Genomic DNA, 25,491 nt, shown 5'->3' on the forward strand with positions numbered 1-25,491 from the left:
CGGTCACACGGCGGTCCGAAGATCTGTGACCGATGCACAGGAATGTCCGTGTCCGGGGATACGCTGCACGGATCCGGGGGACGCTGTGACCGGTATGTGACGGGGGATCGGGCAACGTGGTTCGTCATGATCAGTTCGCGTAGCCCCTTCCCCCCGTCCGGGACATGGCCGGCGAGGGGTGGGCGATGAGGGTACTGGTGGTCGAGGACCACACCGAACTCGCACAGTCGGTGGCGCGCGTGCTGCGCCGCGAAGGCATGGCGGTCGACGTCGTCCACGATGGCGCCGACGCCCTGGAGCGCACCTCAGTGGTCGAGTACGACGTGGTCGTGCTCGACCGCGACCTGCCCGGGGTGCACGGCGACGAGGTCTGCAGCAGACTGGCCGAACAGCCCCTGCACGCACGGGTGCTGATGCTGACCGCGTCCGGCACGATCGCCCACCGCGTGGAGGGCTTCAGCCTCGGCGCGGACGACTACCTCCCCAAGCCGTTCGCGTACGCCGAACTGGTCGCCCGCATCCGGGCGCTGGCCCGGCGCTCGCAGCCCGCGCTGCCGCCGGTGCTCGTCCGCGGCGACCTCAGGCTCGACCCGGGGCAGCGGATCGCCTCGCGCGCGGGGGAGCGACTGCCGCTCACACCCAAGGAGTTCGCGGTCCTGGAGTACCTGCTCGCCGCCCAGGGCCGGGTCGTGTCGGCCGAGGAGCTCCTGGAGCGCGTGTGGGACGAGGCGACGGACCCGTTCACCACCACCGTCAAGGCGACGATCAACCGCCTGCGGCCCAAGCTCGGCAACCCGCCCGTCATCGAGACCATTCCTCGGGGCGGCTACCGGATTTGAGGGACCCATGCGCCTGCCCTCGCTCGCCACCCCGGCCCGCCCGCTGACCCGCCGTCTGGTGCCCCGACGGGTGGGCGTGCGCCTGACGCTCCTGTACGGCGTGCTGTTCGTCGTCTCCGGCGCGGTCCTGCTCGGGATCACCTACCTGCTGGTCGCCGGGGCCTCGGGGAACCGCGTCCTGGTCGAGGACCCCGGCGGCCGCGGCGTCCCGCGGCCCGACGGCGGTCTCCTGCCCGACGTGGGTCTGCCGGGCCCCGGGCCCATCGCCCGGCCCGGCGACGCCACGAGGCAGCTGACCGAGCAGGCCGCCCGCCAGCACGCGGCCAACCTGCGGGAACTCCTCGTCCAGTCCGGGATCGCGCTCGCCGTCATGGTGGTGATCTCGGTGGTGCTCGGCTGGCTCATCGCCCACCGCGTGCTGCGTCCCCTGCGGACGATGACCGGCACCATCCGGCGCATCTCGGCCGACAACATCCACGAACGGCTCGCCGTCACCGGACCCGCCGACGAGCTCAAGGACCTGGCCGACACCGTCGACGGACTCCTCGGCAGGCTGGAGACGGCGCTCGACGCCCATCGGCGCTTCGTCGCCAACGCGGCCCACGAACTGCGCACCCCGCTCACCCTGGAGCACGCGCTCCTGGAGGAGTCGCTCATCGACCGCGACGCCACCACGGAGTCGTTCCGGGCCAACTTCGAGCGCCTCCTGGAGATCAGCGAACAGCAGGCCCGCCTCCTGGAGTCGCTGCTCGCGCTCGCCGGCAGCCAGCGCGGCCTGGACCACCGGGAACCGCTCGACCTGTCGCTCGTCGCCGAACAGGTCGTGCACGCGGCGGGCCCGGAGATCGCGCGGCGCGGCCTGCGGGCCGACACCGAGACGGGCCCGGCGCCCCTGGTGGGCGACCCCGCCCTCGTCCACCGCCTGGTGTCCGACCTCGTCGACAACGCCGTGGGCCACAACGTCCCCGAGGGCCGGCTCCGCCTGGTGACCGGCACCCGGGGCGGGCGCGCCGTCGTCGCCGTGTCCAACACCGGGCCCCCGGTGCCGCCGGAGTACGTCGAGCGGCTCTTCGAACCCTTCCAGCGGCTCGGCCGGACGGCGGCCGAGGGGCACCACGGGCTCGGGCTCTCGATCGTCCACGCGGTCGCGGCCGCCCATGACGCGGTGATCAGCGCGGCGGCCCGTCCGGGCGGCGGACTCGCGGTGGAAGTCGTCTTTCCGCCGTGCGTCGGACTTTCCGGTGAACACGGCACGGAGTTTGCACAGTTGGACAATGCGTCCGGACTGCGTTGAGGAAAACCCGGGGCGCTTCTACGGTGGTCGCCTGATGAATGCCCACGCACCCGTGTGAACGGAATGCGCCCCGCTCGACGGATTCCCCCCGACCGCTCGACGGATTCCCCCGCTCCGTCCATTCCGCGGGCGTCGAAGGACCGTACCTTCCGGTGATCGGCGCTGGTGTGCGGGCCGGTAGGGGTGGCTAGGGGTGGCGAAGCCAGTGGCGCGCTCCGAGTGAGGGGTACCCGCCCGGAAAGCCCGTTGTTAGGGTGAAGATGCGCGGTTCACGGGGGATTTTCTCCCGGATCGCGTTGGCACGTATTCCCGTGGAAGGGGCAGGGGTGCCACGTGCGGGAGCATTTCTGTAATTCGACGAGATGTTCGGCGCGGATTCATAGCGGTGGTTGAAGACGGCGAAGGTGCACGACTGCGCGCTGCACCCTTCGCCGTTCCGGGAGAACACGCCTGCGCAGCGCGCAACGCATTCATTTCAGGGGCCCTCGACCAAGGGCGAACGCGTACGTGGCGCACCCCATCGACGTACTCCTCCGGGAGTCGTCACCGGGCCGGACCGCCCGGTGGCCGCGGGAGGGGCGCGGCGGTGTGGCGTGAGCCGTTCGGTGTGCCGGGACGCACACACACGGGGGACAACAGAGCTCAAGGGGGAGTTGAGTTGGCAACACCTGGGCACGCACAGATCGACCAACTTATGGTCGTCGAAGTCGAGATCGGCTCGCTGTCGACGGCAGGCTCACCACGCACGTCCGGAGTCGATCCGGAGCACGTCGAGGCACTGGCGGTCGTGCAGACCCCGCTGCCGCCCATCACCGTGCACCGTCCGACGATGCGCGTCATCGACGGTCTGCACCGGCTGCGCGCCGCCGAACTCCGGGGGCAGAGCAAGATAGCGGTGAAGTACTTCGACGGGCCGGAGGCCGACGCCTTCGTGCTCGCCGTCGAGTCCAACGTCACGCACGGCCTGCCGCTGACGGCGGCGGACCGCAAGCGCGCCGCCGCGCGCATCATCGCCTCCCATCCACAGTGGTCGGACCGCATGATCGCCTCGGTCAGCGGCATCGCCCCCGGCACCGTCGCGGACATCCGCAGACGCGCCCCGGGCGGCCGCACGGGCGAGTCGAGCCGCATCGGCCACGACGGCCGGGTGCGGCCGATCAACGGCGCCGAGGGGCGCAGGCTCGCGAGTGAGCTGATCGCACAGAATCCCGGCCTGTCACTGCGCCAGGTAGCCCGCGTCGCCTCCATCTCGCCGGAGACGGTACGGGACGTGCGCAACCGCATGATGCGGGGCGAGGACCCGGTGCCGCGGCGCGGGAGGCAGGCGCAGGGCGAGGACCGGGTGCCCGCCGTCCCCGCCCCGCGCGTCGGCCGGCCCTCCGCCGTGCCCGACCGGGACGCCGCCCAGGACCGGGCCGCCGCCGTCCAGCGGCTCAAGGCCGACCCGGCGCTGCGCTTCAGCGAGATCGGCCGCACGCTGCTGCGGCTGCTCAACATCCACACGATCAGCATGGAGGAGTGGGACCAGATCATCGACAAGGTGCCGCCGCACTGCCGGGGCATCGTGGCCTACCTCGCCGCCGAGAGCGCCGAGATGTGGACGGAGGTGGCGGTGCGGGTGCAGAGCAAGGTCGCGGAGACGGCGTAGCGGGCGCCGGGCCCCGGGAGCACCGGCCCGGGGCCCGGCCGCCACCACGGGCGCGGGGGGCGGCACGGCACGGCTGAGCCGTCCAAGTGGGCGATTGCCCGGTTGGACGCCGAGGCCGGTCCGTGCCGCCGCGCACCCGTTCCGACCCCCGCCCCGCCCGCGTCCACATGCGCGCTCAAGGGCCTCCGCCTAGCGTGGGCCCATGAAGCACGACCCGGCGGAGCACTGCCGCCGCGGACAGCAGCCAGGGGAGCCACCGGGCTGTTTCCTGGCGCTGTACGGGGCCGCGCTGCGCATGGGCTGCTTCGACTGGGACCTCGATTCCGGCCTGATGGTCATGGACGCCACCGCCCACGAGGTCTTCGACGTACGCCCCGACGAGTACGACAACCGGCCCGAGACCCTCGCCCTGCGCGTGCCGACCATGGAGGGCCACCGCCTGGACCAGATCGTCTCGCACGCCCTCAAGGACGGCAGCGAGACGTACGGCGCGTACTTCCGGGTCCGGCGCCGCAACGGCACCCTGCGCTGGACGCACACCCACGGCCGCATCCAGCGCGACGCCACGGGCCGCCCGCACCGCATCCTCGGCGTCGTCAGGGACGCCACCCAGGAGCTCGGCGACAGCCCGGCCAGGCTGCGCCGGTGGGCCGACGAGGAGGCCGAGCGGCGCCGCACGACGAGCATCGTCCAGAGCACCACGGCCGCGCTGGCGCACGCCCGCACCGTGCGGGACGTCATCGACGTGCTCAAGGACACCTACGGCCTGGCCCACCTGGGCGCGGCCAACCTCGTCATGGGCCTCGTCGAGGCCGGGCGGATCAGGCTGGTCGCCGAGGGGCCCGCGGGCAGCTACGTGCCGGGCACCCGCGTCACCCGCGTCGACGAGTCGTACCCCATGAGCGAGGTCGTCCGCACGCTCGCGCCGCGCTACATCGAGACCGCCGAGGACTTCGCCGAGTCCTACCCGCTGCTGTGGCCGCACATCGACGAGCTCGGCATCACCGCCGCCGCGTATCTGCCGCTGATCGCGCAGGGCCGCGTCATCGGCGTCCTCGGCCTGCTCTACCAGGACAAGACCGGCTTCGTGGAGGAGGAGCGCGACCTCCTGGTCGCGCTGAGCAGCAGCATCGCCCAGAGCCTGCAGCGCGCGATGTTCTACGAGCAGGAGAAGGACCTCGCCCAGGGGCTCCAGCAGGCCATGCTGCCGCGCAGCATCCCCGGCGTGCCCGGCGCGGAGATCGCCGTGCGCTACCGCTCGGCGGCGCTCGGCCGGGACATCGGCGGCGACTGGTACGACGTGATCCCGCTGCCCGGCGGCCGGGTGGGCGCCGTCATCGGCGACGTCCAGGGCCACGACACGCATGCCGCGGCCGTCATGGGCCAGCTCCGCATCGTGCTGCGCGCCTACGCCGCCGAGGGGCACACGCCCGCCACCGTCATGGCCCGCGCCTCCGGCTTCCTGCACGAACTGGACACCGAACGCTTCGCGACCTGTCTGTACGCGGAGGCGGACCTGTCGACCGGCGTCGTGCAGTTCGTCCGGGCCGGCCACATCGACCCGCTGGTGCAGCTCACCGACGGTTCCTGCCGCCGCGTGCCCGTCGACGGCGGGCTGCCGCTCGGCCTGTCCGCCGAGTTCGGGCGGCTCGACTACCCCGTGACCACCTTCGAACTCGACCCGGGCCAGACCCTGTTGCTCTGCACCGACGGCCTCGTCGAGGAGCCGGGTGCCGACCTGGACGACGGCATGCGGGTCCTCACCGAGCTCGCCGCCACCGGCCCCCGCGACCTGCAGCGGCTCGCCGACCGGCTCTGCGGTGTCGTCGACAACCGCGGCGGGGACGACGACGCCGCGCTGCTCCTGATGCGCCGCCGCCTGATCGACGCGCCCCAGTCGGGCGGCCGCCTCCAGCAGCACGTCGCGCCGAGCGACCCGGAGGCGCTGGCGGAGGCCCGGCACATGATCAGGGCGGCGGTGCGCGCCTGGGGCGCCGGCGAGCGCGCCGACGAGATCGAACTGGTCGCCGACGAGATGATCACCAACGCCCTGATGCACACCGACGGCTCCGCGATCGTGACCCTGCGCGTCCTGAGCGGCGCCGACCGGCGGCTGCGGGTGGACGTCGAGGACTCCTCCAGCGCCCTGCCGCGCCGCAGGGACGCCGGCGAGGACGGGGTGTCGGGGCGCGGGCTGCTCCTGGTGGACCGGCTCGCGGACGTCTGGGGCGTGGACGCGCGCGGCAGCGGCAAGTGCGTGTGGTGCGAGTTCGTCGTGCCCGCCAGGAACCCGCGGAGCTGAGGGGACGAGATGCCGGAACTGCCCGAAGTGGAGGCCCTGCGCGGCTTTCTGACGGACCATCTGGTCGGCCTCGGGATCGCGCGCGTGCTGCCGGCCGCGGTGAGCGTCCTCAAGACGTACGATCCGCCGCTCAGCGCCCTGGAGGGCCGCACCGTGACCGGCGTGGCCCGGCACGGCAAGTTCCTCGACCTCGACGCCGACGGACTGCACCTGGTCACGCATCTGGCGCGGGCCGGCTGGCTGCACTGGAAGGACCGGCTTCCCGACGGCGCCCCACGGCCCGGCAAGGGCCCGCTCGCGCTGCGCGTCGCCCTGGAGACAGGGGCGGGCTTCGACCTCACGGAGGCGGGCACCCAAAAGCGCCTCGCGGTGTACGTCACCGAGGCGCCGGAGCGGCTCCCGGGCATCGCCCGCCTCGGCCCCGACCCGCTGGCGCCCGACTTCGACGAGGAGCGCCTCGCGGGCCTCCTGGCGGGCGAACGGCGCCGGATCAAGGGGGCGTTGCGCGACCAGAGCCTGATCGCGGGCGTCGGGAACGCGTACAGCGACGAGATCCTGCACGCGGCCCGGATGTCCCCGTACAAGCTCGCGTCCGGTCTCACGAAGGAGGAGGTCCATGGGCTGCATGTGGCGCTGCTGGCTACGTTGACCGAGGCGGTGGAGCGCTCGCGCGGTGTCGCGGCGGGCCGCCTCAAGGCGGAGAAGAAGAGCGGCCTGCGCGTGCACGGCCGCACCGGCGAGCCGTGCCCCGTGTGCGGCGACACGATCAGGGAGGTGTCCTTCGCCGACTCGTCCCTCCAGTACTGCCCGACCTGTCAGACGGGCGGCAGGCCGCTCGCGGACCGGCGGATGTCGCGGCTGCTGAAGTAGCGGCCCGCGGCCGGGCGCCGCTCCCGGCGCGCCGGGCCCCTACGGGCGCGGCAGCGTCAGGAGCCGCTTCCCGTCGGCCGTGCGCACCTCGTAGCGGTCGGTCCGCGCCGGGCGCAGGGCGGCGACGCCCCACGTCCGCACGGTCCCGGCCGGGGCGCGCCACGTCGTGACGGTCTGCTCGGAGCCGTCGGTGGCGACGGCGACCAGCTCGCAGACCCACCCCGACGCTCCCGGGTCCCGCACCGTCAGACCGATCTCCGTGCCCCAGGCACGGTCGTACGCGGTCAGCGTGGCCCGGACCCCGCCCTCCCCGGCGCTCACCCGCGCCGAAGGGCCGTTCCCGTCCGCCGTGACCACCGACACGGCGGGCGCGCCGACGGCCAGCAGCACGGCGGCGGCGACCGCGCACAGCGACCGCCTGCGCCGCGCCGCGCGCAGCCGCCCGGTCTCCCCAAGGAGCCGGTCGAGCAGTCCCGGGCTCGGCGCGACGACCTGAGTGCCGCGTCCGAGGCACGTCAACTGCCGTGCCGTCGGCGTCAGTTCGTCCAGGGCGAGGAGACAGGCGGGGCACCCCGAGAGGTGGTCCTCGAACCGGAACGCGTCCGCGGGGTCGAGGACGCCCAGCGCGTAGGCGCCTGCGTCGCGGTGCCGCTCCTGGGGCCTCATGGCGTTCCTTGTCGGTGAGGGTGTCGCTTGCCCTCCGGTACGCAGCGGACCGCCGAATCACTCAAGGTGCCGCGTGGTGCGTCAGAACAGATGGATCGCCAGATGCCCGAGCGGCAGGCCGAGGCGCCACGCGGGCGTCCACACCTTCGGCCCGTCCTCCTCGCCGGGCACGGGCGCGCCGCCGGGCACCGCGTCCAGGTCGGGCGCGAGCAGCTCGGTCTCCTCCAGCCAGCGCCAGGCCAGCTGGGCGAGGGCCAGGTCGGGCGGGGCGGCACCGGTGTCGACGGCGTCCGCCGTGAGCAGGTCCATCCGCTCACGGACCCAGTCCTGCCACGGCTGGTCGTAGGCCGTCAGCGACAGCCAGTTCTCCAGCTGGGAGATCACGCGGATTCCGGACAGCTCGCCTTCGCTGTCCGCGAGGAAGATCGTCAGGGCGAGGGCGTCACGCCCCGCGCGGTACTCGAAGGACGTGGGTGGCATGAGATCGCCGGTCCGCAGCAGCTCGTCCGCGATGTACTCCGCGTACAACCACGCCATCGGCACGGTCAGTTCGCCGTCCTGGGGGCCGTCGGTGTTCCTTCTGCTCTCGTGCCGCATCCCGTTCCGCCTTCCTCCGGACCGTGTGCGTCACCGGCCTCTGGCCCCCCACTCCGGCACACGGATGAGGACAGCCGATTACTGAACGGGGGTCCCGAGCAAGGCGCTTTGCCGAGCCTTGACCCGGGCCACGGTTTCACCGCAGGTGGGCGGGGGCGTGTTGTTCGCGTCACAGGGGTCAGCCGTTTGACTCCGTTTCAGGGACTGTGGCGGCAATGGTCCTTGATTTGCCGTTAGCTCCGCATGTGGATTCATCTGGCCGAATATCGCCCCATCCATGGAGCCCGATCGATGACGCAGCGCGCACGGATCGCACGGTACACACGGACCACCCCAACCCCAGTAACCGCACGTCGGACAGTGCGTCCGGCGACGGCCGCCGTGGCCCTCCTGGTCGCGGGTCTCACCGCGACCACGGCCTGCTCGGCCGCCCCGGACATGGCCGAACACAAGCCCGCCGGGCCCCCCGCGTCCGCCGGGCCGGCGGGGGCGCCGCACCGCGCCCCCGCCGGCCCGGCCCCGGCCCACTCCCCGGCGGGCGGCGGTGCCGCGGGGCCGCGCGCCTTCACGCTGGCCGCCTCGGGCGACGTCCTGCCGCACTCCTCGATCATCCGCAGGGCCAACGCCGACGCGGGCGGCGACGGCTACGACTTCGTGCCGATGCTCGCGGGCGCCAAGCCGGTCATCGAGAAGGCCGACCTGGCGATCTGCCACATGGAGACGGTCTACGGCGCGGACGGCGACTACAGCGGCTACCCCTCCTTCAAGTCCCCGCCCCAGGTCGCCCGCGCCCTCAAGGCCACCGGGTACGACTCGTGCTCCACCGCCTCCAACCACACCCTGGACGCCGGCGCTGCGGGCGTGCGCCGCACCCTGGACGCGCTCGACAAGGCGGGTGTCAAGCACGCGGGCTCGGCGCGTTCGGCCGCCGAGGACAAGGAGCCCGCGTGGCTGCGGGCGGGCGGCGCGAAGGTCGCCCAGCTCGCCTACACCTACGGCACCAACGGCTACCCGCTGCCGCAGGGCAAGCCCTGGACGGTCGACCTCATGCGCCGCGACAAGATCATCGCGGATGCCCGCGCGGCCCGGAAGGCGGGCGCCGACGTCGTGGTCGTCAGTCTGCACTGGGGCACGGAGTGGCAGGACGAGCCGGACCGTCAGCAGCTGAGCCTCGGCAAGCAGCTCACGGCGTCCCGCACGGCGGGACGCCCGGACATCGACCTGATCCTCGGCACGCACGCGCACGTCCCCCAGGCCTACGAGAAGGTGGGCGGACGCAAGGGCACGTGGGTCATCTACGGCATGGGCGACCAGATCGCCGGCGACATGATCAACCACGCGGGCGACCACGACCCGCGCGGCAACCAGGGCAGCATCGGCCGCTTCACGTTCAGCCCGCCCGCACGCCCCGGCGCCCGCTGGGAGGTGACGAAGGCCGAGTTCATCCCGATGTGGTTCAACACGGACTCCGGCCGCGTCGTCGACCTCAACCGCGCGCTGGAGCGCGGCGCCGAGGTGGGCGGCATCCGCGACCGCATCCGCCGCGTGGTCCTGAGCAGGGGAGCGGGGGCGAGCGGGCTCGTCATGGGGAAGTAGCCCTCCTGCCGGAGCGGGTCCGGGCCGTCGTGGGGCGGGTGCGCCCCGCCCCACGACGGCCGCCTCAGGCCTCGCCCCCGGAGCCGAGCCGCAGCAGCCAGCCCCGTCCCGGTGCTACCGGGACGGGCTCGCCCGGTGCGAACGTCCGCTCGGGCTGGAATCCCTCGATCGCCGGCGCGTACGCCGCCACGGGCCCGCCGTCGGCCGTGGTCGGCGTGACCTCCACCGGGCCGGGCGCCCAGGACGCGAGCGCGGTCGCCGTGCCGCCTGGCCCCTGCCAGGTCGTCGCGAGGACGTCGCTGCGGCCCGTGCGCACCGGTGGCTCGTCCGTCCACCAGCCCGTCATCTCCGCCTCGGGCAGGCGCAGCCGGTCGAAGGCCCGCCACAACGGGCGGACGTCGGTCATCGGGGCCCGCGCCGTCATGCCGAAGACGAGACCGCGCCACGGATTGCCGCCGCCCTCCAGCATCTCGCCCATCAGACCGAAGGGGACGCCGGAGATCTCGACGAGCCAGTAGGCCGGATCGGCGCCGTCCGCGCCGCCCTCGCCGTCGTAGTCGAACAGCTCGCCCAGCCAGAGCCGGTCCACGTACGGCAGCAGTTCCGCGTACAGATTGGCGCTCGACGCGAAGCCGTCCGCCTCCCGGAACTGGTTGCAGGAGTGGAGGTCGACCAGCGGCGCGGACTCCCCGGACCGGGCGAGCGCCTTGCGGACCCGCTTCATCGTGACCCTGTCGTACGCCACGTCGTCCAGGTAGAGCCCGTCCACGCCGACGACCCGGCGCAGCCGCTCGATGCCGCACACGTAGGAGTTGTGCCAGCGCGAGTCGCCGGAGGTGACCACGGCGACGTCGTCGACGTCGGGCGCCACCCAGCCCGGGACGTAACTGCCGCCCATGTGCTCCTGGAGCCAGGCGTGCCCGCCGCCCGGCCCCGCCGCGAAGATCTCGTCGCCGAGCGCGGCGAGCACCGGCACCTCCGGTGTGTGCCGGGTCAGTTCGCGCACCGTGTCGTACACCTTCACGCGGACGCCGAGCCGGTGCGCCTCGTCCGTGTAGGCGCGCAGCGTCTCGGCGGCGAGCAGCGGGTCGTTGATGTACGGATTGGGCGGTGTCGCGTGGTGCAGGTTCACCACGTTCGCGCCGTACGCCGCGACCTCCTCGGGCGGGGCGTACGCGTGGAAGTAGCGCTCGCCGAGCTGGCGCGCCGGGTCGAGCGGTTTGAACGGCGTGAGCAGCAGCCGGAACTCGAAGCGCCGGCTCTCGCCCGCGCGCAGCCGCAGCGGCCCGCTGTACGCGGCCAGCGAGCGCACCCCTCCGGCCGTGCGCAACCGCACCCCGCCCTGCCCGTCACCCGCCCAGGAACGGGGTGTGACCAGCGGTTTCTCGCGATAGTAGTTGGTGTTGAGCGGGCGCGCGTAGTGCTCGTCGCGCAGCGAGAGCTGGAGCCCGGCCGCCGGGTCGCCGAGCCAGAAGGCGTCCTGGTTGCGGGTGGGGGTGTCCCACGTCCAGTCGTACGCGGCCGGACACGCGCGGCCCGTCAGGCCGAGCCCCATCGCGTACCGCGCGACGTCCTCGCGCACCGGCACGTCCAGCGTCACGTCGAGCCCGGTGTCGGCGGTGGCCTCGACGGTGGCGCGCAGCACGAGGAAGCCGTCGGCCTCCAACTCGCCCTCGGTGTGCAGGAGTACGTCCTGTCCGGTGGCCCGTGACGACCAGCGCACGCGGGCCGGTCCCGGCTGGTCGAGAGTGAGCGGCCCGTGGTCCAGGGGACGGCCGACGTCGAACGCGAGGGGTGCGGCGAGCAGATCGCGCTCGGGTCCGTCGGCGCGGGTCACGGACGGCGTGAAGGTGGAGGTGATCCGGTGGGGGAGTCCGTCGGGGCCGAGCTCGACCGTGCGGCCGAGGAGCGTGAGCCGGTGTCCGTCGGCTTTCACGGGAGCGAACGGCGGGACCACCTCGTCGTCCTGCGCCAGCGTCGAGTCCAGCCAGCGAAGGCGGGCCAGGCGCCCCGGTTCCCCCGCCCCGTGCGCGCTGACGGCGGCCTCGTCTACCGTCAGGAGAAGCGGCAGCACCCGCTCGGGACCACCGTCCGCCCGCACGGCGACCTCCCCCTCGTACCGTCCGGGCCGCGCCCGCTCGGGCACGTCGACGCCCAGCCACAGCGCCGTCACCCCGCCCGCCCCGACATCGACGCGGCGCTCGAAGGCGTCGCCGCGCGCGTCGATGCCGCCCGTGCTCAGGCACCGCACCGCGAAGGGCAGCCCGCGCACCTCGGCGCGCACGTCGGCGAGGTCGGCCAGCGCGTACACGCCGACCTGCACGGCGTAGAACTCGCCGCGGTCCGCGGTGCCCGCGAACGGCGCGCCGGGCGTGGCCCTCGCCCAGCGCGCGGGCAGCCTGCCGTACCGGCCCAGCGGATGGGCCCGGTCCTCGCCGAACAGCAGGAACGGCTCGCCGCCGTGGGCCCGCCGCAGTGCCGCGCACTCGTCGGCGGTCGCCGCGAAGCCCATCGGCGCGAACGAGTCGACCGCGCTCGCCGCCTCGTAGCGGAACGCCTCGGCGCGGGGGAGCGTGGCCCAGGCCGGTGAGGACCCGGTCAGCCCGCAGCGGTGCGCCCAGCCGGGGTCGGCGGTCCGGGTGACCGGGCGGTAGGCGGCCTGCGGGTAGTACGGCTTGCCCGTGTGCGCGTAGGGCAGATAGTGCACGGCGTACGCGCCGGGACCCTCCACCGGCTCGAAGGCGATGCGGCCCCGCTCGTCGGTCAGCTCCACTGCGACCGTGTTGTGCACCCGCAGTCCCGACGGGGCGAGGACGATCACGTCCACGTCACCCGTGACGGACCGTACGCTCACGTCCTGGCGGCGCCACGGCAGTTCGGCCGCGACGGCCGGGGCCGCGGCGCGGACGTCCACCAGGAGGCGATGATTTCCGTAGACGTCCTGATCCCAGATGCCGACGCCGCACTCCAGCTCGGGATGGCCGGCCCGCGGTTCTGTCCCACCCATCTGTGCTCCCCAAGGGCGCTGTTTATTAGGTAAGTTTCTCAATCGCTCCGGGTCACCCTGAGAGCAACCGATCTTGCTGTCAAGGGGGAGGGCCCCATGAGCGGATCCATCGGCGGACCCACGAGCGGGGATCCGTCCCTGCTGAGACGGCTGAACGCGGCGGCCGCCCTGCGCGTGCTGCGCGAGCGCGACGAGATCACCGTGCCCGAGCTGGCCGCGCTGATCGGCGTATCGCGGCCCACGGCACAGGACCTGACCTCGCAACTCCTGCGCGAGGGGCGGCTGGTGGAGCTGACCCCCGGCAGCGGCAGCGTCGGCAGGCCGGCCCGCAGGTTCCGCTTCCGCGCGGAGGCGGGCCACGTCCTCGGCGTGGACATCGGCGCCCACAAGGTCCTGGTGCTCGCCGCCGACCTGCTCGGCCGCCCGGTCGCCGCGCACCGCGTCGCCGTCACGCCCGACCTGCCCGCGCGCGAGCGGCTCGACGCCGTGCGCACCGCGATCGCCGGGTGCCTGGCCGAGCCGGCGGCGGCCGGGGTGCGCCCGCTCGCCACCGGCGTCGGCACCAGCGGCATGGTCGACACCGAGGGGCGCGTCGCGGTGAGCGACTCGCTGCCCGAGTGGAGCGGCCTCGACCTCGCCCACGAGCTCTCCGGCGCGGCCCGCGGCCCCGTGGTCGTCGGCAACGACATCCAGCTGGCCACCCTCGCCGAGTGCACCGGCGGCGTCAGCGTCGACGTGCGCGACTGCGTCTACCTCTACGTCGGCAACCGCCTCGGCATCGGCCTGTGGCTGCGCGGCGAACTGCACCGGGGCCATCACTCGGCCGCCGGTGAAATGGTCGCCGGGGACGGCTGGGAACTCTCCTACCAGCGGCTGCTCGACTGGTTCGCCGGCCATCAGGGGGCCGAGCGGCCCACCCGCGAGAACGCGGCGCGCGCGGTCGTCACGGCCGCGGCCGCCGGCGACGGCGGCGCCCGCTACACCCTGCGCGCCTTCGCCGAGTGCCTCGCCGACAGCCTCACCCGCCATGTCGCCGTGCTCGATCCGCGGGCGGTCGTGCTCGGCGGCGGCATCTCCCGCGCGGGCGCCCTGCTCAGCGAGCCGTTCGCACGCCGTCTCGCCGAGCGCTGCCCGCACGCGCCCGAGGTGCGCACCTCCGCGCTGGGTGAGGAATCGACCGCAATCGGGGCAGCCCGTCTCGCACTGGACCTCCTGGAACAGAGGGAACACTCCGCCCGCCTCGCGCAGAAAAGTCCAACCCCTTAGGACTCGAAGGTGGTTGACGGGCGCGGGCGGCCCTTCCATGATGTGGCTCACTTTCGGCAAGTTGGCTTCTAAATTCGGCCCCAGGGCCGCCGGGAAGCCCTCTGCCGGTGTGCCCCCATTCCGTCGTGCCGCCTGGCCAGGGAGAACGTGTGACATCCCCTGCAACGCGACGCAGGCCCCAGGCCGCGTCACCGCCCGCGTCCGTGTCGAAGCAGTCGTCGAAGTCCCCCGAGCGCAAGCCCGGTTCGGGGCTCCGCATGCGCGCGCCGCTGCGCTCGCGGCTGCGCAACAACTGGGTGATGCTCGCGCTCATGGCGCCGGGCGTGCTGTTCTTCATCGGGTTCTTCTACGTGCCGATGCTGGGCAACGTCATCGCCTTCCAGGACTACCAGCCCTTCATCGGCTTCAAGGACAGCCCGCTGGTCGGCCTCGCCAACTTCCAGGAGCTGTTCGCCGATCCGGCGTTCTGGGAGGCGCTCCGCAACACGCTGGCCTTCGCCGCGCTCCAGCTGATCTTCTTCTTCCCCGCGCCGCTGGCCCTCGCGCTGCTGATCAACAGCCTGGTCAGCCCGCGCATCAAGAAGTTCGTGCAGAGCATCGTCTATCTCCCGCACTTCATCTCCTGGGTCCTCGTCGTCGCGCTCTTCCAGCAGGTCCTCGGCGGCGCGGGCCTGTTCAGCAACTACCTGCGCGACCACGGCATGTCGCCGCTGGAGGTGATGAGCGACCCCAGCACCTTCCCGCTGCTCATCACGGGCCAGGTGATCTGGAAGGACATCGGCTGGGGAATGATCATCTACCTGGCGGCCCTCGCCAACGTCGACCAGAGCCTGTACGAGTCGGCGGCCGTCGACGGCGCGGGACGCTGGCGCCGCATGTGGCACGTCACGCTGCCCGCCGTCCGCGGCGTCACGATCATGCTGCTCGTGCTCCGCCTCGGCGATGTGCTCTCCGTCGGCTTCGAGCAGTTCCTGCTCCAGCGCGACGCGGTCGGGGCACGGGCGGCGGAAGTCCTCGACACCTACATCTATTACCACGGCGTCGTCTACGGCGACTGGGGCGTCGGCGCCGCGGCCGGCCTGGTCAAGGGCATCGTCGGCGCCTTGATGATCTGGGGCGCCAACAAGGTCGCCCACGCCTTCGGAGAGCACGGGGTGTACAGCAAATGAGCAGCTTCGGATTCCCCCTGCGCGCCAAGCGGGACCGGATACGCGAGGAGCGGCCCGTCTGGGAGGAGCCGCCGACGAAGATCGGCTCCGCCGCGAAGGCCGTCGTCATCACCGTCATCTGCGCCGTGATGATCCTGCCCTTCCTCACGGTCCTCTCCACCAGCCTCGCCTCCCGCGAGGAGATCACCGAGTCCGGCGGCTTCGTCCTCTTCCCCACGGAGCCGACCCTGGAGGCGTACCGCACGATCCTCTCCGGCGGCATCGTCTCCCGCGCGGTGATCGTGAGCGTCCTGATCACCGTCGTCGGCACGGCCCTCTCGCTCCTGACGACCATCGCGCTCGCCTACGCCCTGAGCAAGCGCGGCGTCCCCGGCAGCAAGCCGGTCCTCCTCATGGTCCTGTTCACGCTGCTGTTCGCGCCGGGCATGGTCCCGATGTACGTGGTCGTCAAGGAGCTCGGACTCCTCGACTCCTACTGGTCGTTGATCCTGCCGGTGCTGATCAACGCCTTCAACCTCGTCGTCCTGCGGGCGTTCTTCATGAACATCCCCGACGAGCTCTATCAGGCGGCCCGCATCGACGGCGCGGGCGACTGGCGGATCCTCACGCGCATCGTGCTGCCGCTCTCCAAGGGCGTCGTCGCCGTGGTCGGCCTGTTCTACGCGGTGACGTACTGGAACGCCTTCTTCAACGCGATGCTCTACCTCAACGACTCCGGCAAGTGGCCCATCCAGCTGGTCCTGCGCACCTACGTCGTGCAGAACAAGTCCATGACGGCGGACCAGCTGGGCATCGCCAACATGCCGCCCCAGCAGTCGCTCTCCATGGCCGTGGTCATGCTCGCGCTGCTGCCGATCCTGGCGCTCTTCCCCTTCCTGCAGAAGTACTTCACCAAGGGCGTGCTCACCGGCGCCATCAAGGGCTGAGCCCTCCCTCACGGACCTCCCCCTCCCGACCTCACCCGCGGAGATTCCCATGCCTGGCATGTCCCGACGCACGTTCCTGAGCCTGTCCACCGCGGTCGCCGCGGGCGCGGCCGCCACCTCCCTGACGGGCTGCGGCTCGGCCGCGAAGAAGACGGGCGAAGCGGCGTCCGCGAAGGTGAAGCTGCCGTCGTACGTCCCCTTCGGCAAGGTCAAGCCGGACCTCGCGCCGAACGCGAAGGGCCTGTCGGCCGGATTCCTCTCCTACCCCAAGGACCTGGTGCGCAGCGTCGCGAAGACGCCCGGCGACGGCTCGAAGATCACCATGCTCACGGAGATCTGGACCCAGCCGCCGACGCCCAAGGACTCCAACGCCTACTGGGAGAAGCTCGACAAGGAACTCGGCGTCGAGCTGACCGCCATCCTCGGCACCGACCCGGGCTACGAGGAGAAGTTCTCCGCGACGGTCGCGGGCGGCGACCTGCCCGACCTGCTGTGGATCCCGCCCAACCAGGGCATCCAGCACATCGCCGAACTCCTCGAGGCCAAGTGCGCGGACATCACCGACCTCGTCTCGGGCGACGCCGTCAAGAAGTACCCGAACCTCGCCGCGATGACCCCGGCCCACTGGAAGACGGCGGTCGTCAACGGCAAGATCTGGGGCGCGCCCGTGCCCTACCCGGCCCTCGGCCAGGTCTACGGCGGCAACCCGAACGTCTGGGAGAAGGCGGACGGCATCCAGTCCGCCGGTCCCGAGGAGTTCCTCGCCAAGTGCAAGGAGGTCACCGGCGGCAAGACCTGGGCCCTTGAGCCGATCTACGTCAACGCGGCCAGTGTGCTCAGCCAGTGTTTCGGCGCGCCGAACAAGTGGCGGCAGAACAAGGACGGTTCGCTCACCTGGTTCCAGGACACCGACGAGTACGAGGCGGCCCTCGACTTCGTCCTGAAGCTGAAGAAGGCGGGCGTCTTCTACCCGGGCAACCCCAAGATGGCCGACGCCTACATCAAGATGGCGCAGGGCGCGATCGGCGCCTGTGTCTTCGCCAACCCCTTCAACGCCCGCAAGGACACCCGCGTCCAGGACCCCGGGCTCGCCGCCGAGATCCTGATCCCCTTCGGCGCGGGCGGCAACAGGCCCAACCACCACTACCACCTGGGCACCATCGGCTACACCGCCATCAAGAAGGGCGACGAGAAGCGGGTGCGCATGCTGCTGCGCGTCCTCGACTACCTGGCGGCGCCGTTCGGCAGCAAGGAGCGCGAGTTCCTGGAGTACGGCACCGAGGGCGAGGACTTCACGTACGACAAGAACGGCTTCCCCAGCCGCACCAAGCAGGGCAAGCAGCAGGTCGAGGGCCTCTACAGCGGCCTGATGACGTCGACGACCTCACCGTTCGCGATCATCGCCTCCAGCTTCCCGGGAACCGACCGCGTCCAGGACGTCAAGGACGTCTACGCCGCCGAGCAGAAGCTCCTCGCGACCGCGGTGCGCAACCCGACGGTCGGTCACTACTCGGACGCCTACACCCAGCACTATGGGCGCATGTCCACCGAGGCGACCGACCTGGTCAACGACATCGTCAGCGGGCGCAGGAAGCTCAGCGAGTGGAAGCCGTTCTGGGCCGAGTGGAAGAACAAGGGCCTGGAGCAGATGGCCCGCGAGTACCAGAAGTCGATCGAGCAGAGCTCCTGAGGCCCATCACTCCGAGCCGCGTTCACGCGGAGCCGCGCGTCACCCGGTGGTGTCCCGCGGCGCGTCGGCCGCCCCCGACTTCGCCAGCTCCGACTTGCGGTACGAGTACCCGAAGTAGACGACGAGGCCGATCACGAACCAGACGGCGAACCGCACCCAGGTCTGCCACTCCAGGAACGTGATCAGCCAGATGGAGAAGATCACCCCGAGTGCCGGGACCACCGGCATGCCGGGGCAGCGGAAGGTGCGCGGCAGACCGGGCTGCTTGTAGCGCAGCACGATCACCGCGACGCACACCACGACGAACGCCAGCAGGATCCCGATGTTGGTGAGTTCGGCCGCCTCGCCGATCGGCAGGAACCCGGCGATGGCGGCCGACGCGAACCCGACGATCCACGTCACGCGCGTCGGCACGTGCCGCGTCTCGTGCGTCTTGGCGAACCACTTGGGCAGCAGCCCGTCGCGGCTCATCGAGAACCACACACGCGTGACACCCAGCATGAAGGTGAACATCACGGTGAGGATGCCGATGATGGCGCCGACGGCGATGACGTCGGCGAGCCCGCCGAGGCCCACGGACTTGAACGCGCTGGAGAACCCGCTCTCGGGGTCGATGTCCGTGTAGCTCTGCATGCCGGTGAGCACCAGGCACGCCAGGACGTACAGCACCATCGAGATCGCGAGCGAGTAGAGGATCGCCTTCGGCATGTGACGCTGGGCGTCCTTGGACTCCTCGGCGGCGGTGCTCATCGCGTCGTACCCGAAGACCGCGAAGAAGACGGTCGCCGCGCCCGTGAACGCGCCGCTCACCCCGAACGGGAAGAACGGTTCGTAGTTGCCGGTATTGACGTGGAAGAACCCGACGCCGATGACGACCAGCACGACGAGGACCTTCAGGACCACCACGACCATCTCGAAGCGCGCCGCGTTCTTGATGCCGAGCGTCAGCAGATACGCGATGAGCAGGCACAGCAGCGCCGCGAACAGGTCGACCCGGTGCCCGTCGCCCGTGCCGGGCGCGCCCAGCATCCAGGTGGGCAGTTCGGCGCCCATGTCGTTGAGGAGGAAGTTGAAGTAGCCGGAGATGCCGATCGCGACGACCGCGACGATCGCCGTGTACTCCAGGAGCAGGTCCCAGCCGATGAACCAGCCCGCCAGCTCGCCGAGCACCACATACCCGTAGGTGTACGCCGACCCGGCCTTCGGGATCATGCCCGCGAACTCGGCGTACGAGAACGCCGCCGCCGCGCTCGCGACGCCCGCGATGAGGAACGAGATCAGGACCGCGGGGCCCGCCTTCTCGTTCGCGACGGTGCCAGCGAGCGTGAAGATGCCGGCGCCGATGATGCCGCCGACACCGATCGCGGTGAGCTGCCACAGCCCCAGCGACCGGGCGAGTCCGCCGCCCGAGCCCGCCTCGCTCTCGTCGATGCGCTCGATGGGCTTGCGGCGCAGTACGCCCTGTCCCATCCGGAGTCCCGCCATGAGCTCCACCTCTTCGCATTCGCGGACGCCGCAGTCGGCCGATGGCGGATCATGATGGCCCAGCCGTGCCCGCGACGGAAGACGCCACACCCCTTGTCCCCGGCACGGCGCCGGGTACACCCGACTGCCTCAGCGGCGCGGGCCCGGTGTGTGGCCCTCCACCAGTGCGATGAGCTGGTCGAGCGCGGCGCGGGCGGCCCCGCTCGGCGGGCGGCTGTACCCCACGATCAGGCCCTGGGCCCGGCGCGGCCCGTGCCAGAACGGCCCGAGACCCAGCAGTGCCATGGACCGCTCGCGCGCCGCGGCGACGAGCGCGTCCTCGTCCCGCACCGACAGCAGGGCGTGCAGCCCGGCGGCGATCCCGGTCAGCGGAAGCCCGGCGGCGATCAGCCGGTCCCGCCTGCCCCGGTACTCGCCGCGCGTGCGGCGCACCTGCCGGTCGAACGTCCCGTCCCGGAGCAGCAGGGCCAGCGCCAGCTGATCCAGCGGCGGCACCTGCTGGCGCGCCACGCGGTCGACGACGGGCCGGCACAGCCGCGGCGGCAGGACCAGCCAGCCGAGCCGCATCGCCGGGGCGAGGGTCTTGGAGGTGGTGCCGCCGTAGACCACCCGGGCCGGATCCAGCGCCTGCAGGGCGCTGACCGGCCTGCGGTCGAAGCGGTACTCCCCGTCGTAGTCGTCCTCGACGACATAGCCGTCCACGCGCCGCGCCCATTCCAGGAGCTTCCTGCGGCGCACGGGACTGAGGGTGACGCCCATCGGGAACTGGTGGGCCGGGGTGGCCAGGACCGCGCGGGCCGGCGTGGCCGCGAGCGCGGTGAGGTCGATGCCGTCGTCGTCGACCGGCACGGGATGGATGGTCAGCCCGGCGCGGGCGACGACACGGCGGTGGACGTCCAGGCAGGGGTCCTCCATCGCGATGTCCCGCAGCCCCAGCTCGCGCAGCGCCTCGGCCACCAGCGCGAGACCGTCCGCGAAGCCGCTGGTCACCAGAGTGCGGCCGGGCCGGGCCACGACGTCGCGGGTCCGGCCGAGATAGTCGGCGAGCGCCGTGCGCAGCTCGGGGCGGCCCCGGGGATCGCCGTAGCCGAACGCGTCGGGACCGGCGCGCGTCGCCGCCCGTACGGCCGCCGCCCAGGACCGGCCGGGGAAGAGCGAGGTGTCGGGCACGCCCGGACGCAGGTCCCAGCGCACCGAGGGGCCGGGGGCGGGCGGTGCGTCGGCGGGGGACGGGCCCGGCGGACCGCCCCCGTCACGGGCGACCCGCGTGGGCGCGCCCTGCCGGGTGATCAGCCAGCCCTCGGCGGCCAGTTGCGCGTACGCCTCGACCACCGTCCCCCGGGCGACGCCGAGTTGGGCGGCGAGGGCGCGGGTGGAGGGCAGCGGGTCGGGCGGGCGCAGCCGGCCGCCCCGTATCGCCGTGCGCACCGCGTCCTCCACCGCGACCCGCAGCGGCAGCGAGGAGTCGAGGTTCAGATGCAGGTCCATGACTGGTCCACTGTAGGGAGCGTGGACTGGTCCATGATGGTGGACCAGCACGAAAGGCCGAACCTACGGTCCCGACATGACTTCACAGCAAGCGAATTCACCGGATGCGCCGTCGGCCGGGCCGTGGCCGGCGCGGGCGCTGCGCCTCTTGGTCCACGGGACGGGCGACAGCCTCACGGCCTGGCGCGTCGTCACCGTCGTGGCGCGCGTCGCGCTCGCCGCCGCCTTCCTCTCCGCGGTCGCCGACCGCTTCGGACTGTGGGGAGAGGCCGGCACCGGCTCCGTGGCCTGGGGGACCTTCGACACCTTCGTGGGCCGCACCCACGATCTGACGCCCTACCTCTCGGGCCGGGCGCTGCGGGCCGCCGCCGTCGGCGGCACGGTCGCCGAACTCGGGCTCGGGCTCGCTCTGTTGCTCGGGGTGGCGCTGCGCTGGTCGGCCTGGCTGAGCGCCGGGCTGCTCGCGGTCTTCGGCCTCTCGATGTTCGTCTTCGTTGGCCCCCAGGCGCCGCTGGTCTACTCCGTCTTCAGCGGCCTGGCCGCGGCGACGATGCTCGCCATGGCGCCCAGGGGGTCCCTCGTCCTGACGGTGGACGATCTCGTCACGGGACGACGGTGACCGGCCAGCGCCCCGCCTTCACCAGGCGCACGGCCACCGAGCCGACGATGCGGTGCCCCGCCTGCTCGGAGGCGCCGACGACCACCGCGTCGGCCTTCAGCTCGTCGGCCGCGGTGACGAGACCGTTGTAGGGGTCGCCGCGGAACGTGTGGAACTCCCACCGGACGTCGAATATGTCCTTCACCCGCTCGGCCGCGTCCCGGATCTCCGTGATCAGCCCCTCGGCGATCTCGTCGGTGGTCTCGGCGACCGGGGCGCCGAGCGCGGCGCCCGCGGCCATCACCGGCTGGATGTACACGACGGCGAGCAGGGCCCGCTGCCGCCGGGCCAGGCCTCCGGCATATGCCGCGGCCCGCAGCGATGAATCGGAGCCATCCACTCCGACCACGATCACCTTGGGCCCGTCGGTACCGCGCTCGAACTGCTGGGACTGATGTTCACTCACGCCGCAGAGGCTAGCGGAGAGCTCCCCTCCTGTTGTGGGCAGGCATTCCTTCCCCCTCCCGTCGCGGGCGGGCGTCCTCCTCCTCCCGTCGCGGGCGGGCACACCCTCCGGTGCCGGGTGCCGACGAAGCGGGCGCCCGCCGAAGTGACGAAGCAGGCGCCCGCCGCAGTCTCGACGAGCGCCGCGGCCGAGCAGTTCCTAGAGTCGACCCATGACGGTCACCACGGAGGAGCCGGACGCACAAGACCCGCCGGGCCGGATACGCCCGCGCGGCGGATTCCTCAGCCGAGTGCCCGAAGGGTTCGCCGCCTTCTTCGGCACCCTCGGCATCTTCTGTGCCGTCCTCGCGGTCATCGCCCCCCTCCGCCGCCTCCTGCGCCCCGTCGTCGACGCCCTGGACCTCATCACGGTCCCGGTCAGCGCGAACCTCGCGTACGCCGTCTTCCTCTTCCTGCTCGCCGCCGCGACCGCCGCCCGCAAGAAGGTCGCGTGGTGGCTCGTCGTCACCTACCTGAGCCTGCTCCTCGCCTTCGACGTGCTCGGCGCCGCCCTCGGCTTCTGGGCGGAGTCGCTGCCCTCCTTCGTCATCTGCGGCATCGCCTTCGTGCTGCTGCTCATGGCCCGCAAGGAGTTCTCCGCCGACTCCCGCCGCGGCGCCGTCCGGCGGGCGATCGCCGTGCTCGCCGCGGGCCTCGGCGTCGCGATCCTCCTCGGCTGGGGCCTGGTGGAGCTCTTCCCCGGCACGCTGCCGCGCGGCGAGCGCCTGCTGTGGGCGGCGAACCGCGTCTGCGGCGGGCTGATCCACGGCCACGACTACTTCGACGGCACCCCGCCGCGCGCCCTCTACTTCTGGCTCGGCCTGTTCGGCGCACTGGCCCTCCTGAACGCCGCCGCCACGCTCTTCCGCTCCCAGCGCATGGAAGCGGCGCTGCACGGCGACGAGGAACCCCGCATCCGCGCGCTCCTGAAGGTGTACGGGGACCAGGACTCGCTCGGCTACTTCGCCACCCGGCGCGACAAGGCCGTCGTCTTCTCGCCCAGCGGCAAGGCCGCCGTCACCTACCGCGTCGAGGCCGGCGTCTGCCTGGCCAGCGGCGACCCCGTCGGCGACCGCGAGGCCTGGCCGCACGCGATCGGCGCCTGGCAGGACGTGGCCCGGCGGTACGCCTGGCAGCCCGCCGTCATGGGCGCCTCCGAGGACGGCGCCACCGCGTACGCCCGTGCCGGACTCGGCGCGCTGCAACTCGGCGACGAGGCCATCCTGCACGTCGCCGACTTCGACCTGGACGGGCGCGACATGCGCGTGACCCGCCAGGCCGTGAACCGCGTGCGCCGCACCGGCGCCACCGCCCGGATCCGCCGCCACTCCACCCTCACGGACGAGGAGATGGAGGAGATCGTCGACAAGGCCGACGCCTGGCGGGACACCGAGACCGAGCGCGGCTTCTCCATGGCCCTGGACCGCCTGGGCGATCCCGAGGACGGCGAGTGCCTGCTCGTCGAGGCCCTGGACGCCGACGGCAGACTCCTCGCGCTGCTCTCCCTGGTGCCCTGGGGCAGGGACGGCATCTCGCTGGACCTGATGCGCCGTGACCGGAGCGCGCCGAACGGCGTCATGGAGTTCATGGTCGCCGAACTGTGCGCCTCCGCGGCCAAGTTCGGGGTACGTCGCATCTCCCTCAACTTCGCCGTGTTCCGCTCGGTCTTCGAGGAGGGCGGCCGGATCGGCGCGGGACCCGTCCTGCGGCTGTGGCGCAAGCTGCTCCTCTTCTTCTCCAAGTGGTGGCAGCTCGAGGCGCTCTACCGTTCCAACGCCAAGTACCACCCCGAGTGGTACCCGCGCTTCATCTGCTACGGCGACAGCGGCGCGCTCGCCCGCATCAGCCTGGCGTCCGGCATCGCCGAGGGCTTCGTCTCCGTGCCGTCCCTGCGCAAGCTCTGGGGCAAGGGCCACAAGACCCGGGGCGTCACCCAGCCCGTGACCACCGCGGGCCTCCCGTCGATCGCCGCGCTCGGCCTCGCCGGACAGGACGGCGACGCCGACGCCGACCCCTCCTCCCGGCTCCCGGAGCAGATCCGGATCCGGCACCGCAAACTCGACCGCCTGCGCTCCGCGGGCATCGACCCCTACCCGGTGGGCCTTCCCCCGCGCACGCACGAACTCGCCTCCATCACAACGGGCATGACGGGTACTCAGGTCACGGTCGCGGGCCGCGTCTTGCTCGTACGCGACTTCGGCGGCGTCGTCTTCGTCGTGCTGCGCGACTGGTCCGGCGACCGCCAGCTCGCCCTCACCCGCGACACCTCGGGCGCCGACGTCCTGGACCGCTTCACCGCCGGTACCGACATCGGCGACCACATCACGGCCACCGGCACCGTCGGCACCAGCGACAAGGGCGAGCTCACCGTCTTCGTCACCGACTGGCGCCTCACCGGCAAGTGCCTGCGCCCGCTGCCCGACAAGCGCCGCGGACTGACCGACCCCGAGGCCAAGGTCCGCCGGCGCTATCTCGACCTGGTCGCGAGCCCCGGCGCCCGCGACGTCGTCCGGGCCCGCTCCACCGCCGTGCAGGCACTGCGCCAGGGCCTGCTGGACCGCGGCTACCTGGAGGTCGAGACGCCGATGCTCCAGCAGATCCACGGCGGCGCCAACGCCCGCCCCTTCACCACCCACATCAACGCCTATGACCTCGACCTGTACCTGCGCATCGCCCCCGAGCTGTATCTCAAGCGGCTCTGCGTCGGCGGCATGGAGAAGGTCTTCGAGATGGGCCGCACCTTCCGCAACGAAGGCGTCAGCTACAAGCACAACCCCGAGTTCACGATGCTGGAGGCCTACCAGGCCTTCGCCGACTACGACGTGATGCTCGACCTCACCCGCGAACTCATCCAGGGCGCCGCGACCGCGGCCTTCGGCAGGGCGGTGGCGCACAAGGACGGCGTCGAGCACGACATCTCCGGGCCCTGGCCGGTCAAGACCGTCTACGGCGCGCTCTCCGAGGCGCTCGGCGAGGAGGTCGACGCCGACACGCCGACGGAGGCCCTGCACCGCCTCTGCGACCGCGCCGACGTCCCGTACACCGCGGACGACGGCCGGGGCGACGTCGTCCTGGAGATGTACGAGCGGCTCGTCGAGGAGAGGACGAAGCTGCCCACCTTCTACAAGGACTTCCCGACCGACGTCTCCCCGCTGACCCGCCAGCACCGCACCGACCCCCGGCTGGCCGAGCGCTGGGACCTCGTCGCCTTCGGCACCGAACTGGGCACCGCGTACTCGGAGTTGACCGACCCCGTCGAGCAGCGCCGCCGCCTCACCGCCCAGTCGCTGCTCGCCGCCGGGGGAGACCCCGAGGCCATGGAGCTCGACGAGGACTTCCTCGACGCCCTGGAGTACGCGATGCCGCCCACCGGCGGCCTCGGCATCGGCGTCGACCGGCTCGTCATGTTCCTCACCGGCCTCACCATCCGCGAGACGCTGCCCTTCCCGCTGGTCCGCCGGGTCTGACCGGCCGCCCCGGGCCGGTCCGCCGCGTCTGAACGGGTGCTTTCGGGGGCCGCTCCGTGTCGGTGTTTCCGCCGTGGCC

18 protein-coding genes are annotated in these 25,491 nt (G+C 72.3%); 12 read left to right on the plus strand and 6 right to left on the minus strand.

Features of this window, described 5'->3' with window-relative positions:
- The first annotated feature begins 185 nt into the window (after nt 1-185).
- From AB0L89_RS05855 to AB0L89_RS05875, 5 genes are all read left to right on the plus strand, one after another.
- Nucleotides 186-839 carry a response regulator transcription factor gene (locus tag AB0L89_RS05855; RefSeq protein WP_365134897.1) on the plus strand — a complete coding sequence of 218 codons (654 nt, stop codon included), beginning with the start codon at nt 186-188 and terminating at the stop codon, nt 837-839.
- A gap of 7 nt (nt 840-846) precedes the next feature.
- Entirely contained in the window at nt 847-2,133 is a 1,287-nt protein-coding gene (locus AB0L89_RS05860; protein ID WP_365134900.1) for an ATP-binding protein, read from the plus strand.
- A 694-nt stretch (nt 2,134-2,827) separates the two neighbouring features.
- The gene (locus AB0L89_RS05865) at nt 2,828-3,781 is read left to right on the plus strand and encodes a ParB/RepB/Spo0J family partition protein (RefSeq protein WP_365134903.1); all 954 of its coding nucleotides are present in this window, start codon (nt 2,828-2,830) and stop codon (nt 3,779-3,781) included.
- A 202-nt stretch (nt 3,782-3,983) separates the two neighbouring features.
- Nucleotides 3,984-6,083, plus strand: a complete 2,100-nt coding sequence (locus AB0L89_RS05870) for a SpoIIE family protein phosphatase (protein WP_365134905.1) — start codon at nt 3,984-3,986, stop codon at nt 6,081-6,083.
- A 9-nt stretch (nt 6,084-6,092) separates the two neighbouring features.
- Complete coding sequence (locus AB0L89_RS05875) at nt 6,093-6,953, plus strand: DNA-formamidopyrimidine glycosylase family protein (protein WP_365134908.1); 861 nt, start codon at nt 6,093-6,095, stop codon at nt 6,951-6,953.
- A 39-nt stretch (nt 6,954-6,992) separates the two neighbouring features.
- Here AB0L89_RS05875 and AB0L89_RS05880 read toward each other — a convergent pair whose 3' ends face one another.
- Nucleotides 6,993-7,619: a zf-HC2 domain-containing protein gene (locus AB0L89_RS05880; RefSeq protein ID WP_365134911.1), complete on the minus strand. Its 627-nt coding sequence runs from the start codon at nt 7,617-7,619 to the stop codon at nt 6,993-6,995.
- A gap of 81 nt (nt 7,620-7,700) precedes the next feature.
- On the minus strand, nt 7,701-8,216 hold the full coding sequence (locus tag AB0L89_RS05885; protein WP_365134914.1) for a hypothetical protein: 516 nt from the start codon (nt 8,214-8,216) through the stop codon (nt 7,701-7,703).
- 438 nt (nt 8,217-8,654) lie between these two features.
- On the opposite strand from AB0L89_RS05885, the gene AB0L89_RS05890 reads away from it, so the two are divergent.
- On the plus strand, nt 8,655-9,812 hold the full coding sequence (locus tag AB0L89_RS05890; RefSeq protein WP_365135592.1) for a CapA family protein: 1,158 nt from the start codon (nt 8,655-8,657) through the stop codon (nt 9,810-9,812).
- 64 nt (nt 9,813-9,876) lie between these two features.
- On the opposite strand, the gene AB0L89_RS05895 is transcribed toward AB0L89_RS05890, so the two are convergent.
- On the minus strand, nt 9,877-12,819 hold the full coding sequence (locus AB0L89_RS05895; protein ID WP_365134917.1) for a glycoside hydrolase domain-containing protein: 2,943 nt from the start codon (nt 12,817-12,819) through the stop codon (nt 9,877-9,879).
- Between the two features lie 96 nt (nt 12,820-12,915).
- On the opposite strand from AB0L89_RS05895, the gene AB0L89_RS05900 reads away from it, so the two are divergent.
- The 4 genes from AB0L89_RS05900 to AB0L89_RS05915 all read left to right on the plus strand — a co-directional run bounded on the left by AB0L89_RS05900 (nt 12,916) and on the right by AB0L89_RS05915 (nt 17,870).
- Complete coding sequence (locus AB0L89_RS05900; RefSeq protein ID WP_365134920.1) at nt 12,916-14,085, plus strand: ROK family protein; 1,170 nt, start codon at nt 12,916-12,918, stop codon at nt 14,083-14,085.
- Between the two features lie 149 nt (nt 14,086-14,234).
- A complete protein-coding gene (locus tag AB0L89_RS05905; RefSeq protein ID WP_365134923.1) occupies nt 14,235-15,254 on the plus strand; it encodes an ABC transporter permease subunit in 1,020 nt (339 codons plus the stop codon).
- Nucleotides 15,251-16,180 carry a carbohydrate ABC transporter permease gene (locus tag AB0L89_RS05910; RefSeq protein ID WP_365134925.1) on the plus strand — a complete coding sequence of 310 codons (930 nt, stop codon included), beginning with the start codon at nt 15,251-15,253 and terminating at the stop codon, nt 16,178-16,180. The genes AB0L89_RS05905 and AB0L89_RS05910 overlap by 4 nt, the downstream gene beginning before the upstream one ends.
- A 58-nt stretch (nt 16,181-16,238) precedes the next feature.
- Nucleotides 16,239-17,870 carry an extracellular solute-binding protein gene (locus AB0L89_RS05915; RefSeq protein ID WP_365134928.1) on the plus strand — a complete coding sequence of 544 codons (1,632 nt, stop codon included), beginning with the start codon at nt 16,239-16,241 and terminating at the stop codon, nt 17,868-17,870.
- A gap of 39 nt (nt 17,871-17,909) precedes the next feature.
- On the opposite strand, the gene AB0L89_RS05920 is transcribed toward AB0L89_RS05915, so the two are convergent.
- Together AB0L89_RS05920 and AB0L89_RS05925 are read right to left on the minus strand one after the other, a co-directional pair.
- Entirely contained in the window at nt 17,910-19,355 is a 1,446-nt protein-coding gene (locus AB0L89_RS05920) for an amino acid permease (RefSeq protein WP_365134931.1), read from the minus strand.
- 129 nt (nt 19,356-19,484) lie between these two features.
- Complete coding sequence (locus AB0L89_RS05925; protein ID WP_365134934.1) at nt 19,485-20,843, minus strand: PLP-dependent aminotransferase family protein; 1,359 nt, start codon at nt 20,841-20,843, stop codon at nt 19,485-19,487.
- A 76-nt stretch (nt 20,844-20,919) separates the two neighbouring features.
- Here AB0L89_RS05925 and AB0L89_RS05930 point away from each other — a divergent pair, with 76 nt between their 5' ends.
- Nucleotides 20,920-21,462, plus strand: a complete 543-nt coding sequence (locus tag AB0L89_RS05930) for a hypothetical protein (protein WP_365134937.1) — start codon at nt 20,920-20,922, stop codon at nt 21,460-21,462.
- Here AB0L89_RS05930 and AB0L89_RS05935 read toward each other — a convergent pair.
- Nucleotides 21,446-21,907 carry a universal stress protein gene (locus AB0L89_RS05935; RefSeq protein ID WP_365134940.1) on the minus strand — a complete coding sequence of 154 codons (462 nt, stop codon included), beginning with the start codon at nt 21,905-21,907 and terminating at the stop codon, nt 21,446-21,448. The two genes, AB0L89_RS05930 and AB0L89_RS05935, sit on opposite strands and share 17 nt — an antisense overlap.
- A gap of 211 nt (nt 21,908-22,118) precedes the next feature.
- Between AB0L89_RS05935 and lysX the strand changes: the two genes are divergently transcribed.
- Nucleotides 22,119-25,412 carry a bifunctional lysylphosphatidylglycerol synthetase/lysine--tRNA ligase LysX gene (lysX, locus tag AB0L89_RS05940; RefSeq protein ID WP_365134943.1) on the plus strand — a complete coding sequence of 1,098 codons (3,294 nt, stop codon included), beginning with the start codon at nt 22,119-22,121 and terminating at the stop codon, nt 25,410-25,412.
- Nucleotides 25,413-25,491: the final 79 nt, after the last annotated feature.

This window comes from Streptomyces sp. NPDC052114 (genome assembly GCF_040680155.1).
Classification (GTDB): Bacteria; Actinomycetota; Actinomycetes; order Streptomycetales; family Streptomycetaceae; genus Streptomyces.